This is a genomic window from Rhodococcus sp. RCBS9 (assembly GCF_029457415.1).
Classification (GTDB): domain Bacteria; phylum Actinomycetota; class Actinomycetes; order Mycobacteriales; family Mycobacteriaceae; genus Rhodococcus_F; species Rhodococcus_F qingshengii.
On sequence record NZ_CP120422.1, the window covers coordinates 4,663,170 to 4,680,226 of the forward strand.

The window sequence follows — 17,057 nt, forward strand, 5'->3', positions numbered from 1 at the left end:
ATTCAGGAGTCGTTCTATGGGTCGGTTGTTCGGTACTGACGGTGTTCGTGGACTTGCCAATTCGGATCTGACTGCAGATCTTGCATTGAGATTGGCAGTTGCCGCGGCGAGCGTACTGACAGCCGACACCTCGGACGCACGTCCGACCGCCGTGATCGGCCGCGATCCTCGCGCCAGCGGTGAGATGCTTCAAGCCGCGGTGACCGCAGGATTGAGTTCCGCGGGTGTCGACGTGCTCGACGTGGGTATTCTTCCGACTCCGGCAGTTGCATACTTGACGGCAAAGCTCGACGCCAGTCTCGGTGTCATGATCTCTGCATCGCATAATCCCATGCCGGACAACGGAATCAAGATTTTCGCAGCCGGTGGACACAAGCTCGATGATGCTGTCGAGGTGGCGATCGAGGATGCACTCGAGGGCACTGCACCGCCCGTCCTACCGACAGGTGCCGGGATCGGCCGCGTCCGTACGGTCGACGACGCCGCTCAGCTGTACCTTGCGCATCTGGCGAGCGCGGCGAGCGAGCCACTCGCTGGACTCACCGTTGTGGTCGACTGCGCCAACGGCGCCGCTTCCGCGCTCGCACCGGTTGCCTACGCGGCAGCGGGCGCTCGCGTCATCGCGATCAGCGCCGATCCCGACGGCCTCAACATCAACGACGGCTGCGGATCGACGCACCTGGAGAATCTTCAGAAAGCCGTAGTCGATCACGGGGCGGACCTAGGCCTCGCGCACGACGGCGACGCCGACCGCTGCCTGGCCGTCGACGAGACCGGAGCGGTGGTCGACGGTGACGCGATCATGGCAGTTCTGGCGATCGCGATGAACGACGCCGGTGAGTTGGTCGAGAACACTCTCGTCGCGACTGTCATGAGCAATCTCGGTTTGCACATCGCGATGCGCGAGGCCGGTATCAACATCGTGACTGCTGCCGTAGGCGACCGCTACGTCTTGGAGGAACTGCGCGCGGGCGGATACAGCCTCGGTGGCGAGCAGTCAGGCCATGTCGTGTTGCCGGCGTTCGGCACCACGGGCGATGGGATTCTCACCGGCCTCCGGCTGCTCGGACGCATGGCTCGCACGGGTAAGTCGGCATCCGCGCTGGCCGCAACGATGACAACCCTCCCGCAAGTTCTGATCAACGTGAAGGTCGGGGACAAGGCGACAGTCGCAGCATCGCCGTCGGTACTCGCAGCAGTCGCGGACGCAGAGCGCGTCCTCGGTGACGGTGGTCGCGTGCTCCTGCGCCCGTCCGGGACCGAGCAACTGGTCCGCGTCATGGTCGAGGCCACCGAACTTCCGCTCGCGCAGAAGCTGGCCGACGAGTTGGCCGAGATCGTCGGTTCGGTTTAGCCCCTCATTACGCGTTCGCGTTTTGAGGGAACGTAATTGCGCCCTGCTGCGTCCAAGGAGTCAAAGGCCGCTCGACGTTCGAGTGGTTCCGTTGAAACTTGGGAGCGCTCGTGGATGTCGACCGCGCTGGAACAGATGAATTGGCGCGCCATGCGGTGTCGGCGGCCCAGGCTCTGCGCGATTCTGCCGAGCCGATCAGGCGTCTGCGATTCAGCGGTGCCGTTTCGGGCCGTGATTACGCCGAGCATGGAGCCGCGTTGGCGTCGGCATTGGCGGTCCTGAATTCTCGCTTGACTGGCCGTGCGGATCTTCTCGATGCGTTGGCGCGTCGGCTTTCCTCTTCGGCTGAGGTGATCGCTGAGGTGGACGGTCAGGGTGCGCAGCGATTGCGAGACTCCAGCGGGTCGGTCTCATGAGACGGACGAGCGGTACCGCACAGGCAGTACCAAACAGCTACTATTGCGTCGAAGATATTCTTGCACTGCGTGATTCGCGCGTGCGTCCTGACGAAATCCTGGATGCTGGTGCGAGGGGACTGCAGTTCTTCGATCGATTTCACGACCTGGCCTCTCGGTTGGGCTTCGAAGAACGGATGCTTACGTCCTACGAGGATGCGTATCGCGCAGAGGCTGGTATCGATTTCGAGGCACTAATGCGAGATGCGTCGGACATGGCGGCAGCGGTGGACGGTTCGGTCGCCGAGATCGCGATGCTGACGACCCTGGCGGAGAATCTTCCTGCAGTGTGGAATGTTTCCGGCGTGGGTGCGGTCGTAGATCATGCCTTCGCGGCGCGGCGTGAAGCTCGGTCCGATGCGGATTCGGCGCCACTGTTGATCACGCTGGCCGACGAGTTCGCGCGGACGGTTCGAACGGCTTTGGCAGACAAGGCTTTCAAGGTGGCAAGCCTCGACCGGGCGACGATCGGCGGTCTGGGTGCGGGGGAGATCGACCAGCTGACTCACGTCGCTTCCACCGGTCGTGGTGCGGCGCCATGGCTGGACACGGTTTTTCGTTCGGCGTATCTCGATACTCGCGATGAATTCGACAGGGCGTGTGCGGAGTGCGCGAGCGCGGTTGGTCATGCTTTTGACGCCGCGACCCAGTGGGTGACAGACGCGTTCACGTCAACCTTTCCGATCGCCGAGCCGAGTGCATCAGGTGTCGCCGCCGCTCCTGTCTCTTTCTCGATCGGCGGCAACACTTGGGGCTTCTCGATTGCGTCCGACGGTCGTGGGGTGAGTCTGGATGTTGCAGGTGCTGACGGGAACTCTGTGTCGGCCACCCTGGAGTTGAGCGAAAATGGTTGGCCGAGAATAGTGCTCGATGCCGATCCGGAGATGTCGCTGCACGAGGCGCGCCCGCAAGAAGCGTCCCAGCCTGCGACACTCCAGCCCGAAACTCCCGACCCTGAGATTCGCGAGCACGAGGTGCCGGTTGAATCCAACGCCGAGTTCTCGCCCGCGCCGGACCCGGAGCCGCCTTCCACAGTCCCCGACGAGTCGATCGTGGTCCCCGACGGAGAGACGGGCGCTGAGTTGGCCGGAGCTGGTCCGCTGTGAAGTCCGTTCACGCGTCGTTCGAAGCGATCCGTCGAACCCTCGATTCTCAACTCGACGACTTCCGTGAGCGCAGAGTGGCCGCAGCGAGCGCGGAATCGCACCAGGAGCCGCCGTCCGAAACGACATCCGCCGAGAATGACACGGATGGGCCGGTCAGGTCCGGCCCGTATCTGCGATCCGCGTCAGAGCCGACGCCGACGCCGACGCCGCCGTGCTCGCCGCCGGAGTCGGTGGCGAGTACGGACTCCTACTTACGCAACAGCTGGCTGGCCCGCGCGTCGGAGTGAGGTTCGACCGGCAGCAACGGCGCCGTGTGCGGAATCTCGACGTCGGGATCAGCAAAATCCTTGTACTTCTTGTCGCCGGTCAGATGGAACAACAGGAAGCCCGTGAGCAGGCACCGTGTGGCGGCCTGTGTCTTGCGCTCGGATCCACCGAGGCCCAGGGCGCCGAGGAGTCGGCGGCCTTCGATCAGTCCGGCGTCTTGGGCGTCATTCACGGTACGTGCGATGACAGGACCGCCCCACTCCACGCTCAGCGGCCGGGCATTGCTGGTCAAGGAATCGACGTCGTCTTCGCCGGCGAGGATCAATCCGGGCGCTGTGATCTTCGACGCGTAGTTCTCCGCCTTGGGTGCTGTCGGGGCCGGGAACAGTGCGGCTACCGCACCGACATCCCCGCGCTGCGCTGCGGCCAGTACCGCAGCGCCCGCGCCCATGCCGTGACCGGCAAAGGCGACCCGATCGGGTTGGACGCTGATCTGTCCGGGGCCGAGTCGCACGCCGACGCAGATGTCGAGCGTCGCTCGAAGATCTGCAGCCAATCCGAGATGTGACGGGACCGGACCGCGTTCGCTGTCGGGCGCCGCTGCGACAATTCCCCAGGAAGCGAGGTGCTGGAGTGTCTGCTCGTACTTGTGGGACCCGACCATCCACCCGTGCGCGAAGGCAACGGCGGGGAGATTGAAACCGGTTTCCGGCGTGTACACGACACCCGGCTGTCCGGCCAGGGCGAGGTTGCCGCGGAGAACTCGGTGCGGGCCGCGCTTGGACAGCTCACGGGTCAGTGTCTTCAGTTTCGGTGCCACGGTTGAAGACGTTATCCGATGAGCCGCCTCGTGTATGCGGAGCGGACGCTGCAACCAGGTGCGGGAACCGCAAAATGCGCCCACCGCCGATGTCCAAGTACCCTGAGTCACCATGTGCGGAATCGTGGGATACGTCGGCCACCGCCCAGCTCTGGGCGTTGTGGTGGAGGCTTTGCGACGAATGGAGTATCGCGGGTACGACTCGTCGGGAATCGCGATTCTCGACGGAACCGGTGGGGTCGAGATCGAGCGTAAGGCCGGTAAGTTGGCCAACCTCGAGGCGGAGCTCGGCGAGTACGGTGCGGATCACTTCGTCGGTACGTCCGGTATGGGCCATACACGTTGGGCGACGCATGGGCGTCCGACGGACCGCAATGCGCACCCGCATCGTGATGCCTCGGGCAAGCTGGCTGTCGTTCACAACGGAATCATCGAGAATTTTGCCCCGCTGCGTGCGGAGCTCGAGGCTGCAGGCGTCGAACTGCAGAGCGACACGGATTCCGAGGTCGCGGTTCACCTCGTCGCCCGGGCGTACGCCCAGGGGCCGACGGCAGGTGATTTCATCGAGAGTGCGCTGTCGGTGGTTCGTCGGTTGGAAGGTGCGTTCACGCTCGTCTTCACGCACGCTGATCATGCGGACACGATTGTCGCCGCGCGCCGCTCGACACCGCTCGTAGTCGGTGTCGGTGAGGGCGAGATGTTCCTCGGCTCCGACGTCGCTGCATTCATCGAGCACACACGCGATGCGGTTGAACTCGGACAGGATCAGGCAGTGGTGATCACTGCCGACAGCTACCGGATCTCCGACTTCGCGGGTAACGAGGCAGAGGGGCGCCCGTTCCGCATCGACTGGGATCTCGCGGCCGCCGAAAAAGGTGGTCACGATTACTTCATGCTCAAGGAGATCGAAGAGCAGCCGACCGCTGTCGCCGACACGCTCCTCGGCCACTTCGAGAACGGGAAGATCGTCCTCGACGAGCAGCGGTTGTCCGATCAGGAACTGCGCGACGTCGACAAGGTGTTCGTTGTCGCTTGCGGTAGCGCTTACCACTCCGGTCTGTTGGCGAAGTACGCGATCGAGCATTGGACGCGTCTACCTGTCGAGGTCGAACTCGCCAGCGAATTCCGTTACCGCGACCCGGTTCTCGATCGCTCGACGCTTGTTGTCGCAATCTCGCAGTCGGGGGAAACGGCCGATACGCTCGAGGCTGTCAAGCACGCCAAGGACCAGAAGGCACGCGTCCTGGCGATCTGCAACACCAACGGTGCACAGATCCCGCGTGAAGCCGACGCAGTTCTCTACACGCGGGCAGGACCGGAAATCGCGGTCGCGTCCACCAAGGCGTTCCTGGCGCAGGTGACCGCGAACTACCTCGTCGGTTTGGCTTTGGCGCAGGCTCGCGGAACCAAGTATCCGGACGAGGTCGCCCGCGAGTACGCCGACCTCGAAGCGATGCCCGCATTGGTCAGCAAGGTGCTCGAGACGGCAGAACCGGTGCGCGCGTTGGCGCGCCAGTTCGCGCACGCGTCGACCGTGCTGTTCCTGGGGCGTCACGTCGGCTACCCGGTGGCGCTCGAGGGTGCGCTCAAGCTCAAGGAGCTTGCGTACATGCACGCCGAGGGCTTTGCCGCCGGTGAGCTCAAGCACGGCCCGATCGCCTTGATCGAGGAGGACCTTCCGGTCATCATCGTCATGCCGTCGCCGCAGGGCCGCGCTGTCCTGCACTCGAAGTTGGTGTCCAACATTCAGGAGATCAAGGCGCGCGGGGCGACGACTATCGTCATCGCTGAGGAAGGCGACACCGTCGCCGCGGCGCACGCGGATCACCTGATCGAGATTCCGGCGTCACCGACTCTGCTGCAGCCGTTGCTGTCCACGGTTCCGTTGCAGATCTTTGCGGCCGAGGTTGCCGCGGCGCGTGGCTACGACGTCGACAAGCCGCGTAACCTGGCGAAATCGGTTACGGTCGAGTAGCTTTCGCTAGAAAATCGGGCCCCGCAGTCGCAAGACTGTGGGGCCCGAGCGCGTTACGGCGTCTCGACGACGACGGTTCCGCGCATCTCGGGATGCGGTGTGCAGGTGTAGTCGTAGGTTCCGGGTTCGGTGAACGTGTAGGTGTAGGTTCCCGATTTCTTGAGCGGACTGCGGAGTTTGCCCTTGGCGTCCCCGAGGCCGTTGACGTCGTGGGCCATTCCGTTGTCGTCGAACACCCACGTGACCGTCTCGCCGACATTCACGGTGATGGACGCGGGGGAGTACGCCATCCCGGAGATGGTCACCACGGGTCCGCTGGCCGTCGTTTCCGGAGCCGGTGGTGTGGAGTCGGTGCCGGAACTGCACCCGACCAGACCGAGAGCGAGCACGAGACCCGCGATTGCCGGGCGAAGACGTGATTTCATGGTTTCGAGGGTAGCGACGGCAACTGAAGGGTTCCGACATGCGTGGGTACTACACAGCCGATCAGGTGCGAGCAGCTGAGGCGCCGCTGCTCGACAAGCTGCCCGACGGGGTGCTGATGCGTCGAGCGGCGTACGGTCTTGCGCGGGTAGTCGCGGACGAATTGCGTTCCCGTACAGGGTCGGTCGCGCATCGGTCGGTGACGCTGCTGGTCGGTACGGGCGACAACGGCGGTGATGTCGTGTGGGCCGGTGCGTTGCTCCGCAAACGAGGTGTGAGCGTGCGGGCCGTGTTGCTCGATCCGGCGCGCGCTCATCGGGCGGGCCTCGATGCTCTCTTGAAGGCCGGCGGCCGAGTCGCCGCCGAAGTCGGGTCGCCGGATCTGGTGATCGACGGCATCGTCGGGATTTCCGGGCACGGCGGTCTACGGCCTGACGCGGCCGATCTCGTCGGCCAGGTGGATGCACCGATCGTGGCGGTCGATCTTCCGAGCGGCGTCGACGCGAACACCGGCGCAGTGGACGGCCCGTCGGTGACCGCTGATGTGACGGTCACATTCGGTGCGCTCAAGCCGGTACACGTACTCGCGGCTCCGCTGTGTGGTCGTGTCGAACTCGTGGACATCGGATTGAGCGTCGGCGAACCCGAGTTCGGTTCGCTCGATCCGGCGGAGGTCGGTGCGCTGTGGCCGGTGCCCGGTCCGGAGGACGACAAGTATTCGCAGGGTGTGGTGGGCATCGTTGCGGGAAGTGAGCAGTATCCCGGCGCGGGCGTGCTCTGTACCGGTGCCGCGGTGACCGCGACCGCCGGCCTGGTCCGCTACGCCGGGCACGGCGCCACCGAGGTGCTCGCCCGGTTCCCGGAGGTGATTGCGAGTGAGACCTTCCAAGCCGCCGGGCGAGTTCAGGCGTGGGTGGTCGGCCCCGGTATGGGTACCGACGACGACGCCGCGCGACTTCTGGCGTCGGTGCTGGCTACTGATGTACCCGTTGTTGTCGATGCGGACGGACTTACCCTCCTCGCTCAGCGTCCCGAACTTGTCGCAGCCCGGACCGCGCCGACACTGTTGACGCCCCACGCCGGCGAGTTCGCTCGATTCACAACTCTTGGCGACGACAGGATCGCGGCCACGCGTGCTCTTGCCGCACGCCTCGGAGTCACGGTCCTGCTGAAGGGCCATACGACGGTGATCTCGGATCCCGGCGGTGAGGTGCTGGTCAACGACGCCGGCGGCTCCTGGGCATCGACGGCAGGTTCGGGTGACATCCTCTCCGGTGTGATCGGTGCGTTGCTGGCGGCGGGTCTGAGCCCTCTCGAAGCCGGGGCCGTCGGGGCGCGGGCGCACGCGTTGGCTGCGAACATCGCCGCTGCCGGCGGTCAGAGCGATGTCGCCGGAGCACCGATTTCGGCTTCACCCCTGCTGGGAGGTCTGCGGGAATCGGTGCGTGTGCTTCGCTCTTTTGCCCTCGATTGAGGGTGTTCAAACCCGAACACGTGTCCGATTCTGCGTGGGTGGCAGGATTGTCGCCATGACGCTTGCCCAGGGAAGAGCACCGAAGGAGCCTGCGGAGGGGAAGGCGAGCCGACTCGACGACGCAGTAGGGCCGCAGACGGAGGCAGTCGTCGATCTGGACGCGATCGCGCACAACGTGCGTGTTCTGCGTGAATTTGCCGGGGATGCAGCGTTGATGGCGGTCATCAAGGCGGACGGATACAACCACGGCGCAGTTGCGGTGGCGCGGACGGCGCTCTCGGCGGGAGCCCGGGAACTCGGCGTCACCACCATCGCGGAGGCACTGGTCCTTCGCGAGGCAGGCATCACCGCTCCCGTCCTTGCCTGGCTGCACGGCGTCGACGCCGATTTCGGCTCGGCGATCCGATCGGACGTCGAGATCGGCGTGTCCTCCCCGCGACACCTGGCCGCTGTCGTCGGCGCGGCACGGGTTCTGGGACAACAGGCGATGGTGACGCTCAAGGTGGACACCGGTCTCAATCGCAACGGCGTATCGAGAACCGAGTGGCCGCAGATGCTCGACGACCTCGCCACTGCGCGGGACGAGGGCACGATCAGGCTGCGCGGAGTGTTCTCTCACCTCGCGCACTCGGACGAACCGCATCACGACGTCATCGACATGCAGAAGCAGCGTTTGATCGACGCGGTTGCCGACGTCCGCGCTCGCGGATTCGACCCCGAAGTTGTTCATCTTTCCAACTCCGCTGCTACAGTCACCCGTCCTGACCTGCGGTTTGACATGGTTCGGCCCGGAATCGCGATATATGGATTGTCTCCGGTGCCCGAACTCGGAGATTTCGGTTTACGACCGGCGATGACGCTGCGAGCGAAGGTGATTCTGGTGAAGAAGGTAGCCGCCGGAGAGGGCGTCTCCTACGGGCATCAGTGGGTCGCACCGCACGACACCACTCTTGCGCTGCTTCCCGTCGGCTACGCCGACGGTTTGTCTCGCTCACTGAGTGGCAAGTTCGAAGTGCAGTTGGGCGGTAAGCGTCGCCAGGCTGTCGGGCGAATCTGCATGGACCAGGTATTGGTGGACCTGGGTCCGGACGGTGACGGAGTTCGCGAAGGCGACACCGCGATCTTCTTCGGCAACGGCGATCACGGCGAACCCAACGCGCAGGCCTGGGCCGACGTACTCGACACCATTCACTACGAGGTCGTGACCGGGATACGTGGACGCACTGTGCGTACGTACATCGGGGGAGAGACGTCATGAAGACTGCAGGAAAGATGAGCATTCTCGGTGGCCTGCTCAGCGCCGTGGCGCTCGGCTCGATGGCCGGCGTGAACGCATTCAAGACCGCGACGCGTCCAGGCCGGGAAATCTACGCGGACGAGGATTTCGACCTCATGACGCGCGACCGCAAGAGCACGGTGCGCACCGAGGACGGTGTCGAGCTGGCAGTTCGCGAAGTGGGACCGGACGACGCTCCGCTGACGGTCGTTTTCGTGCACGGATACTGCCTGAGTGCGCTGTCCTGGCATTTCCAGCGCCGCCAGCTCGAAGAGCGATGGGGCAACAAGGTTCGCATGGTGTTCTACGACCAGCGCGGACACGGAGACTCGGGCATGCCGCGTTCGAAGAGTTGTACGGTTTCTCAGCTCGGCCGCGACCTCGCGACCGTCGTCGAGGCCAAGGTACCCAAGGGGCCGATAGTTCTCGTCGGTCACTCGATGGGCGGCATGACGGTACTCGCGCTCGCCGGTCAGCGACCCGAATGGTTCGAGGGCCGAGTCATCGGCGTGGGGCTGGTCGCGACGACGGCGGCAGGCCTGGCCGAAACCGGCCTGACCCGCAATCTGCAGAATCCGATCATCGACGGATTCCGGTTGGCAGTGCGCACCTCACCAGGAGTGGTTCAGCATGCCCGGGGCGCTGCGCGAGTATTGATCACGCCGATCCTGCGTGCGGCCTCGTACGGCACCGATGTCAGCCCACGGCTGCATGAACTCTCGGACGGCATGCTCGACCGGACCTCGGTTGTGACCATCGTCAATTTCCTGCGGACGTTGGAACTGCACGACGAGTCCGCTTCTCTCGAGGTCCTCGCACACACACCGGCAGTCGTGATCTGCGGCGATCAAGACATGATGATTCCGTTCATCAGCTCCAAGCGTCTCGCTGCCGATCTCCCCGAATCCGAACTCGTGCGAGTTCACGGGGCCGGCCATCTGGTGCAGCTCGAGTTCCCGGCGATCGTGACGGACGCAATCGACAAGTTGGTGCAGCGAGCGCAGGTAGAAGAGCGGTCCGATGTCGGCTGAGAACTCCACGGGACTTCCCGTGTCCGGACAGATCACGTTGGAAACGGCCGAGGATACCGAGGCTTTCGGCCGACGCTTGGCGGCGGGACTTGTTGCCGGCGACCTGGTGGTGCTGGACGGTCCACTCGGGGCAGGCAAGACCGCGTTGACGCGCGGAATCGGCGCCGGGCTCGGGGTGCAGGGCCGGGTGACGTCCCCGACGTTCGTCATCGCTCGTGAGCATCGTCCGGGCACCCGCCCCGGCGGCGGAGTTCCCGTCGGCATGATCCACGTCGACGCATACCGGCTGGGAGACAGCGGACCGCATGCGCTCGACGAACTCGATGCCCTCGACCTCGACACCGACCTCACCGATGCAGTGGTGGTGGTCGAATGGGGTGGTGACGTCGTGGAAAGGCTCGTCGAACGGCACCTGCGAGTGCAGCTTCATCGGGAACCCGAATCGGATGTGCGGACTGCGAGTTGGTCCTGGACGTCGTGACCCTCCCGGGCCGGAAGTAGTTCTTCACGTGCGGGTACCCTGAGAAATCGTGCTTGTTCTCGCAATTGACACCTCCACTCCGGCAGTCACTGCCGGAGTCGTCTCCCTGTCGGCTTCGTCGCCGGACCCAGTGGCACCGGACGCAGAGTCACCGGACACAGTGGAGACGCTTGCCGTGCGTGTCACGGTCAATCCTCGTGCGCACGCCGAGGTCTTGACCCCTCACGTCCTCGAATGCCTCGCCGAGGCAGGGCTCACACCGGCCGACTTGAACGCCGTCGTCGTGGGTGTCGGGCCAGGGCCGTACACCGGACTGCGTGTCGGCATGGCGACGGGCGCTGCCTTCGGTGACGCACTCGGTGTTCCCGTGTACGGCGTGTGCAGCCTCGATGCGATCGCGGCTGCGGTACCGACCACACCGAGCCTGCTCGTCGTGACTGACGCGAGGCGTCGCGAGATCTACTGGGCGCGCTATGACGGCGGAGTGCGCGTCGAAGGACCGGCTGTGAATTCCGCCGGCGACGTCGATCCTTCGCCTTCGACGCTGATTGCCGGATCCGCTTCGCACGTGGACTTCTTCGATCTACCCGTCGACCCGGCGGAGACACCTTCACCGGCCGGGTTGGTGACAGTCGCTGCTCGCGAGATCCTGTCCGGCTCGGTTCCGGCCCCGCTGGAGCCGCTGTACCTCCGACGCCCGGACGCGAAGACCCTTGCAGAACGTGGCAAGTGAGACAGAGCAGATGAAGTACAGCATCGAGCCGATGAACGTCGATGACGCCGAACGGTGCGCGGAGTTGGAGCGCGCGTTGTTCGCAGGCGACGGACCCTGGAGCGCACAAGCGTTCGTCTCGGAACTTGCAGGCGCACATAATCATTACTTCGTTGCCCGGGAGCCTGACGGTCACGTCCTTGGCTACGCCGGAGTCGCATTGTTGGGGGCGTCGCCGAACATGGAGGCCGAGGTTCACACCATCGGTACAGATCCCTCGGCTCAGCGACTCGGAATCGGCGGCGCGTTGCTCGATGCGCTTCTGACTCTGGCGGATTCACGGCAGTGCCCGGTGTTCCTGGAAGTGCGCACCGACAACGAACCTGCCATCGCGCTGTACCGGCGCGAAGGATTCGAGATCGTCGGAACACGAAAGAAGTACTACCAGCCCAGTGGGGCAGATGCGTACACGATGAGACGGCCTGCCGTGCTCGGTGTCCGCGAAATTGAGGAGCAGCAAGCATGATCGTCATGGGTGTCGAAAGTTCTTGCGACGAAACAGGTGTCGGTATCGTCCGCTGGAACGGTGACGGAACCTGCGAATTGTTGGCCGACGAGGTGGCATCGAGCGTGGATCAGCACGCCAGGTACGGGGGAGTGGTTCCCGAAGTGGCCTCGCGGGCTCACCTCGAGGCGATCGTGCCGACGATGCGCCGTGCCCTTGCTGCCGCCGGTATCGAGAAGCCCGACGCGCTGGCCGTCACCATCGGACCCGGCCTGGCCGGCGCGCTGCTGGTCGGTGTAGCCGCAGCGAAAGCCTATGCGGCAGCATGGAACATCCCGTTCTATGCGGTCAATCATCTCGGCGGTCACGTCTCGGTGGACACTCTCGAGCACGGTCCGTTGCCCTCGTGCGTCGCATTGTTGGTCTCCGGCGGTCACACACACCTGCTTCACGTCGAAGATCTGGGAAAGCCCATTGTCGAACTGGGCACGACTGTCGACGACGCCGCCGGTGAGGCCTTCGACAAGGTGGCCAGACTGCTCGGACTCGGCTTTCCCGGTGGACCGGCACTCGATGCTGCTGCGCAAGAGGGAGATCGGAACGCAATCGCCTTCCCTCGCGGCATGACGGGGCCGCGCGATTCGCGGCACGACTTCTCGTTCTCGGGACTCAAGACGTCCGTCGCGCGCTATGTCGAATCGAAAGAGCGCGCAGGCGAGACCTTTTCGATCCCGGACATCGCTGCCTCGTTCCAGGAAGCGGTTGCAGACGTCCTGACGATGAAGGCAGTGCGTGCAGCCAAGGACGTCGGGGTCGACACGTTGGTTCTCGGCGGCGGCGCCACGGCCAATTCGCGTATCCGCTCACTCGCCGAGCAGCGCTGCGCCGAAGCGGGCATCACGTTGCGCATTCCGAAACCTCGACTGTGCACGGACAACGGCGTGATGATCGCATCGTTGGCCGCTCACCTGATCGGAAACGGCGCAGGCCCTTCGGAATTGAGTGTTGCGACGGACCCGGGTCTGTCGGTCTCCGTCAGCCAGTTGATGCACTGAAAATCGGCCGACTGAGAATCAGCCGACCGGGGCCGGTTCCCGATCCGGTGTGGTCGCGGGACCGTTTTCGGGCATCGAGGTATTCGGTTCACCGGGCTTCGTCGTCGGATCACCGCCACCAGGGGTAGTGATTTCGGTTTCGGTGGAACCGGATCCAGGAGTCTCCGGCGTCGTCGGGTTCTCGCCGCCGCTCTCACCCGGGCCGAGACCGCCGCCGGGGTTTGCCTCGGTCGGATCGACCGGGGGCGTCGCCTCGGTGTCCGGCAGCGTCGGCCACCACGCCGGTGGATCGGGCAGCGTGATTCCGGGAATGGTCGGCCAATTCGGAGTGGTCGTTGTCGTGGTCGGCGGCGTGGTTGTCGTCGAGGTGTCCGGGATCGGCGCAGGCGGAAGTGTGTACTGATGCGTTGTGTACGAGTGCGTGTCGTAAGGCTGCGAGTCGAACGGGGTGGTGGGATACCCGTACCGAGGATACGTGCTGCCGGCTACCGAAGGCAGAGGATCATGAGACGGAATGATCGTCGATCCGGTGCTCGGTGTCGCTTCGGGGCTCACCGTCGTCGTGGTCGACCCGGTTCCGACGGGCGAGACCGCGGTGTCGTCGGTCGGCACCAATTCCTTTGCGCCGTAACCGAGTACCAGTCCGCCGACCACGAGCGCACCGATCAACGCTCCCGAGACCTTGGCGGTGGATCCGGAGCGCTGGTCACTTCCGGAGCCCAGCAGCGGGAAACGAATTGCGGTGATCGAATCTGCCAGGAGTGCAGCACCTTTGGTTGCCGCAGTCTCGGGCTCGACGATCTCGACCATGGGGACGTCGACGGCAGCGGCGACGGCGGACCGCACGGCCGGAATATGTGCGCCACCGCCGATGAGTACAACGGCACCGACGGGCCGCGGTGAGCCCTTCACGACTTCACGGATGAAGGTGACGGCGCGCTCGATATCCGGGGCGATGATGGCCTCGAACTCGTCGCGCGTGATCGCCATCGCGTCGATCGGAAGGTCGATGGTCACCTTGGTGGACGTGGACAGTTGCTCTTTGGCGACATGGCACCGGGCGGCAAGAAGTTCCGCGTCGGTGTACCGGCGCAAGTGCCCTGGCGCCTTCTCCGTCACGAAGTCGACCAATGCCCGGTCGATTCCGGCCCCTGCGAGGGCGTCGATACGGTCGGAGTGCAGAACTTCACCGGTGTGGTCGACGACGGACACCGTCAGACCTTGATCACCGACGTCCACCTGAGCTGTCGTGTCGTACCGCTCGGTTTTCCCTGTCTCGGCGAGATACGCGTGTACGGCGGCAGGCTCGGGGATTGCACGGACCTGCTTCGGCGAGCGCGAAAGAGATGACCTGATGCTCGCGAGTTGATCGTCCGTGCGATAGCTGACACCGATCGAGCGCGGCGCTTCAGATCCGTCCGTCACCTGCGTCGTCATCAGTTTGATGGATGCTCTGACAAGGTCACCGACGTTGGAATTGGCCTGATCCGCCGAGACGAAGCGAGTCTCGGCAGGCACGGCGCCTGGCGCGTTTGTGCTGGTATCGGTGTCGACGAGTGCTGAATAGACACCGGAAGATCCAGTGGAAATTCCCAGTGAACAACTCATCGCACACCTCCTCACAGTCAATACCGGTCAATGTTCAATCGACCGCCGTTATATGAACGTTACAGAAGGTTCGTGAGGATTGCTCAGTGCTTTTCGTCTCCGTGACGTCCTTTTCGGACCGAAAGGGTGGTTTTACCTGCGAAATTGTCGATCATTGATTCATGCGGAAAAAAGGCGATTCTCCCCACATCGACCGGGAACGACGACGCGCGCTGATCCGTGGTGCAGTGCTTCGACCCACGCTGACGGTGATCGCCTTCGGATGCGCGTATTTCTTTCTGCCGTGGATCGATGTACATACCGCCAGTGCAATCTTCCTCTTGATCGGTGGAGGCGCCGCGGTACTTGCCGTGACCACCTGGCAGGTGCGGCGAATTCTGCGTTCCGATGTGCCATCTCTGCAGGCGGTCGAAGCTGTGGCGGTGGTGATGCCGACGTACTTGTTGTTGGTGTCCATCACCTATTTTTCGGTCGAGCATGCAAGCCCTGGCAGTTTCACCGAACCGCTGTCGCGTATGGCGGCGCTGTACTTTTCGTTGTCCGTCTTCTCGACAGTCGGATTCGGTGACATCGCCGCGCAGACGGACCTTGCCCGGGGGCTCGTGAGCCTTCAGATCGTCTGCAATCTGGTGTTGATCGGATTCGGCGTTCGATTCGTCGTTGCCGCAGTGTCGTGGGCGAAAGCGCACCGCTCGCCTTCGAGCGGACCTGAAATCACCTAGGACACTGCGGCAATCGGAGTCATCGTCCGGTGTGGACCAACAATTCGACGTTCTGGTCGACGCCGGTACCCGTCAGCTTCGGGTCGCGGTGGATGTCGTTGAACGACAGTTCGCGGTACAGCGAGGCGAGCCCGGCTGCCGACTTGTCGCTGTAGTCGACGGAATTGGGACTCTCCGCCTCGAAGAGCGTCGCAAGCAACGACACCGTTCCGTCATGGTTGTCCGCGATCTCGATGATGCGTCCGAGTTGCGGGTAGTCGATGTGCGAGGCGGTGTTGATCTCCCAGAAGCCCTGCTCGGGGGTCGCGCCGGGCCACGGGGTGATCTTGTTCTCGTGGGTGTGTCCGTTGACCCAGGCAAGTACGTTCGGGAAACGATGCAGCAAGTCGAGAAGCTGTGAACCGCGCAGGCGTGGCTCGAGGACGTTCTCGGGGTCGGGAATGAGATTGTCCATCGTGTCGCTCGTGTGGTGACTGAACAGCACGAAATACGTGTCACCTCGCGACTCGGTGACGCGAGAGCCCGCGGCGTCGTAGTAGGTGCTGCTGCCGGCGCGCAGGGTGTTCTCGATCCACTGGAACTGAGCGGCGCCCAGCGAACCGTCGACGAGGCCCGCGCGGTTGGTGGAGTCCATGCTGATGCCGACGACGCCCGGTGCGATCTCGAACGAGTAGTAACCGATACCGGTTTCGCCGGCGTCGGGGGCGAAACCGTGTCCGACGGGGCCGGGACCGGTGTGCGCGGGATCAAGATGTGCGGCGATGAACTGTCGCGGTGTGAACGGCGCGCGCGACGGGTCGGGGGTGACCTGGCGCGGCGGCGTCGTGAAGGCGGACAGGATTCCGGGTATCGCACTGGGATCGAACTTGGTGGCGACGTCGATCTGCTTGGCCTGCTCCGGTGAACCAGGCACCTCGAATTTGAGAGATCCCGTGTACATCGCTTCGAGCGGCGGGATGCCGCTGGGCACCGTGCCGGACACCGAATCGTCGTGGTTGCCGAACACGCAGTACCAAGGGGTGTTCAGGCCGGGGCTCGACACGGGCGTGAAAGCGGCACCGAAGAAATCGGGGATCTCCGGGAATCCGGCCTTCTTGTACATGTCGAGCATCGGTGACTCGGGGTTCCAGTAGAGATCGGCACCCGAGTTCTGTACACCCTCGTAGCGGTCCTTGGCACCGGTGTTGGCGACGACGGTTCCGCCGTTGAGTGAGGTGAGGAACCAGTCGAGTTCGGCGAATTCCTTGTTGTCCGTGTTGTCGCCGGTGGTGACGACGGCATCGAAGGGGCGCGACGTGTGCGGGCCACTGCCGATCGAATTGACCCGGCGGACAAGTGAAATCAGCCCGTGCGCCGTCAGGGTCTCCTGGGGGCGGAACGCCGAGCCGGTGATCTGGTGGACGTACTCGAATCGCATGGGGGACTGGGCGTCGACGATGTGGACGTCGGTCAGCTGCACGAGTGAGGCGAGTGCGGTGCGTCGGTCCTCGCGTCCCGACTTCGGCTCGGCCAACTCGCTGCGCACGATGTTCGCCCAACCGGGTCCGGCGGTGAGCTTGGTGTAGCCGCTGCTGCTGACGGGGGTGGACACGGACTCGAGAGTGGTGCCAGGACCTGACGTCGGAATGGTCGACGCGCCTGCATATTGCAGGCCCCACGGCTTGCCAAGGCTGACCGCGCCGACGGCGCCGAGTCCGGCGAAGGTCAGAAAACTACGGCGATTGATGTTCGTCACGAAGTGAACAATAGGTGAACGTGGTGGACGGCTGTCCTGTTTCGCTCTGGACGAAGAG

At 64.2% G+C, this 17,057-nt stretch carries 17 protein-coding genes; 13 read left to right on the plus strand and 4 right to left on the minus strand.

What is annotated here, in order from left to right:
• Positions 1-16 precede the first annotated feature (16 nt).
• The 4 genes from glmM to P0M12_RS21855 all read left to right on the plus strand — a co-directional run bounded on the left by glmM (position 17) and on the right by P0M12_RS21855 (position 3,202).
• The gene (glmM, locus tag P0M12_RS21840; RefSeq protein WP_050655854.1) at positions 17-1,354 is read left to right on the plus strand and encodes a phosphoglucosamine mutase; all 1,338 of its coding nucleotides are present in this window, start codon (positions 17-19) and stop codon (positions 1,352-1,354) included.
• Positions 1,355-1,464: 110 nt separating this feature from the next.
• The gene (locus P0M12_RS21845; protein WP_050655853.1) at positions 1,465-1,770 is read left to right on the plus strand and encodes a hypothetical protein; all 306 of its coding nucleotides are present in this window, start codon (positions 1,465-1,467) and stop codon (positions 1,768-1,770) included.
• Positions 1,771-1,850: 80 nt separating this feature from the next.
• Entirely contained in the window at positions 1,851-2,915 is a 1,065-nt protein-coding gene (locus tag P0M12_RS21850; protein ID WP_238587985.1) for a hypothetical protein, read from the plus strand.
• Positions 2,912-3,202, plus strand: a complete 291-nt coding sequence (locus P0M12_RS21855) for a hypothetical protein (RefSeq protein WP_277376811.1) — start codon at positions 2,912-2,914, stop codon at positions 3,200-3,202. The genes P0M12_RS21850 and P0M12_RS21855 overlap by 4 nt, the downstream gene beginning before the upstream one ends.
• On the opposite strand, the gene P0M12_RS21860 is transcribed toward P0M12_RS21855, so the two are convergent.
• Complete coding sequence (locus tag P0M12_RS21860; RefSeq protein WP_003941000.1) at positions 3,163-4,002, minus strand: dienelactone hydrolase family protein; 840 nt, start codon at positions 4,000-4,002, stop codon at positions 3,163-3,165. The two genes, P0M12_RS21855 and P0M12_RS21860, sit on opposite strands and share 40 nt — an antisense overlap.
• Positions 4,003-4,114: 112 nt before the next feature.
• Between P0M12_RS21860 and glmS the strand changes: the two genes are divergently transcribed.
• Entirely contained in the window at positions 4,115-5,977 is a 1,863-nt protein-coding gene (glmS, locus tag P0M12_RS21865) for a glutamine--fructose-6-phosphate transaminase (isomerizing) (RefSeq protein ID WP_003940837.1), read from the plus strand.
• A 53-nt stretch (positions 5,978-6,030) separates the two neighbouring features.
• Here the strand turns inward: glmS and P0M12_RS21870 are convergent, their stop codons facing one another.
• On the minus strand, positions 6,031-6,402 hold the full coding sequence (locus P0M12_RS21870) for a plastocyanin/azurin family copper-binding protein (protein WP_003940908.1): 372 nt from the start codon (positions 6,400-6,402) through the stop codon (positions 6,031-6,033).
• 38 nt (positions 6,403-6,440) lie between these two features.
• On the opposite strand from P0M12_RS21870, the gene P0M12_RS21875 reads away from it, so the two are divergent.
• Genes P0M12_RS21875 through tsaD form a run of 7 tightly spaced genes read left to right on the plus strand, consistent with a single transcriptional unit; the run spans position 6,441 to position 12,934 of the window.
• Complete coding sequence (locus P0M12_RS21875; RefSeq protein ID WP_277376812.1) at positions 6,441-7,874, plus strand: NAD(P)H-hydrate dehydratase; 1,434 nt, start codon at positions 6,441-6,443, stop codon at positions 7,872-7,874.
• Between the two features lie 55 nt (positions 7,875-7,929).
• On the plus strand, positions 7,930-9,132 hold the full coding sequence (gene alr, locus P0M12_RS21880) for an alanine racemase (RefSeq protein WP_277376813.1): 1,203 nt from the start codon (positions 7,930-7,932) through the stop codon (positions 9,130-9,132).
• On the plus strand, positions 9,129-10,181 hold the full coding sequence (locus P0M12_RS21885; protein WP_003940782.1) for an alpha/beta hydrolase: 1,053 nt from the start codon (positions 9,129-9,131) through the stop codon (positions 10,179-10,181). The genes alr and P0M12_RS21885 overlap by 4 nt, the downstream gene beginning before the upstream one ends.
• Positions 10,171-10,662 (plus strand): tRNA (adenosine(37)-N6)-threonylcarbamoyltransferase complex ATPase subunit type 1 TsaE, encoded by a 492-nt coding sequence (gene tsaE / locus P0M12_RS21890; protein WP_003940673.1) that lies wholly within the window; start codon positions 10,171-10,173, stop codon positions 10,660-10,662. Before P0M12_RS21885 ends, tsaE begins: the two co-directional genes overlap by 11 nt.
• A gap of 49 nt (positions 10,663-10,711) precedes the next feature.
• On the plus strand, positions 10,712-11,395 hold the full coding sequence (gene tsaB / locus P0M12_RS21895; RefSeq protein WP_234551573.1) for a tRNA (adenosine(37)-N6)-threonylcarbamoyltransferase complex dimerization subunit type 1 TsaB: 684 nt from the start codon (positions 10,712-10,714) through the stop codon (positions 11,393-11,395).
• Positions 11,396-11,405: 10 nt separating this feature from the next.
• Positions 11,406-11,900, plus strand: a complete 495-nt coding sequence (gene rimI, locus P0M12_RS21900; RefSeq protein ID WP_003940971.1) for a ribosomal protein S18-alanine N-acetyltransferase — start codon at positions 11,406-11,408, stop codon at positions 11,898-11,900.
• Positions 11,897-12,934 carry a tRNA (adenosine(37)-N6)-threonylcarbamoyltransferase complex transferase subunit TsaD gene (gene tsaD / locus P0M12_RS21905; protein ID WP_007728610.1) on the plus strand — a complete coding sequence of 346 codons (1,038 nt, stop codon included), beginning with the start codon at positions 11,897-11,899 and terminating at the stop codon, positions 12,932-12,934. The genes rimI and tsaD overlap by 4 nt, the downstream gene beginning before the upstream one ends.
• Before the next feature lie 18 nt (positions 12,935-12,952).
• Here the strand turns inward: tsaD and P0M12_RS21910 are convergent, their stop codons facing one another.
• Positions 12,953-14,542 carry an Hsp70 family protein gene (locus P0M12_RS21910; protein WP_042922496.1) on the minus strand — a complete coding sequence of 530 codons (1,590 nt, stop codon included), beginning with the start codon at positions 14,540-14,542 and terminating at the stop codon, positions 12,953-12,955.
• Between the two features lie 161 nt (positions 14,543-14,703).
• Between P0M12_RS21910 and P0M12_RS21915 the strand changes: the two genes are divergently transcribed.
• The gene (locus P0M12_RS21915; RefSeq protein ID WP_042922497.1) at positions 14,704-15,264 is read left to right on the plus strand and encodes a potassium channel family protein; all 561 of its coding nucleotides are present in this window, start codon (positions 14,704-14,706) and stop codon (positions 15,262-15,264) included.
• A gap of 19 nt (positions 15,265-15,283) precedes the next feature.
• Here the strand turns inward: P0M12_RS21915 and P0M12_RS21920 are convergent, their stop codons facing one another.
• Positions 15,284-16,999, minus strand: coding sequence for a TIGR03767 family metallophosphoesterase (locus P0M12_RS21920; RefSeq protein WP_007728613.1), 1,716 nt, complete (start codon positions 16,997-16,999; stop codon positions 15,284-15,286).
• Between the last annotated feature and the right edge of the window lie 58 nt (positions 17,000-17,057).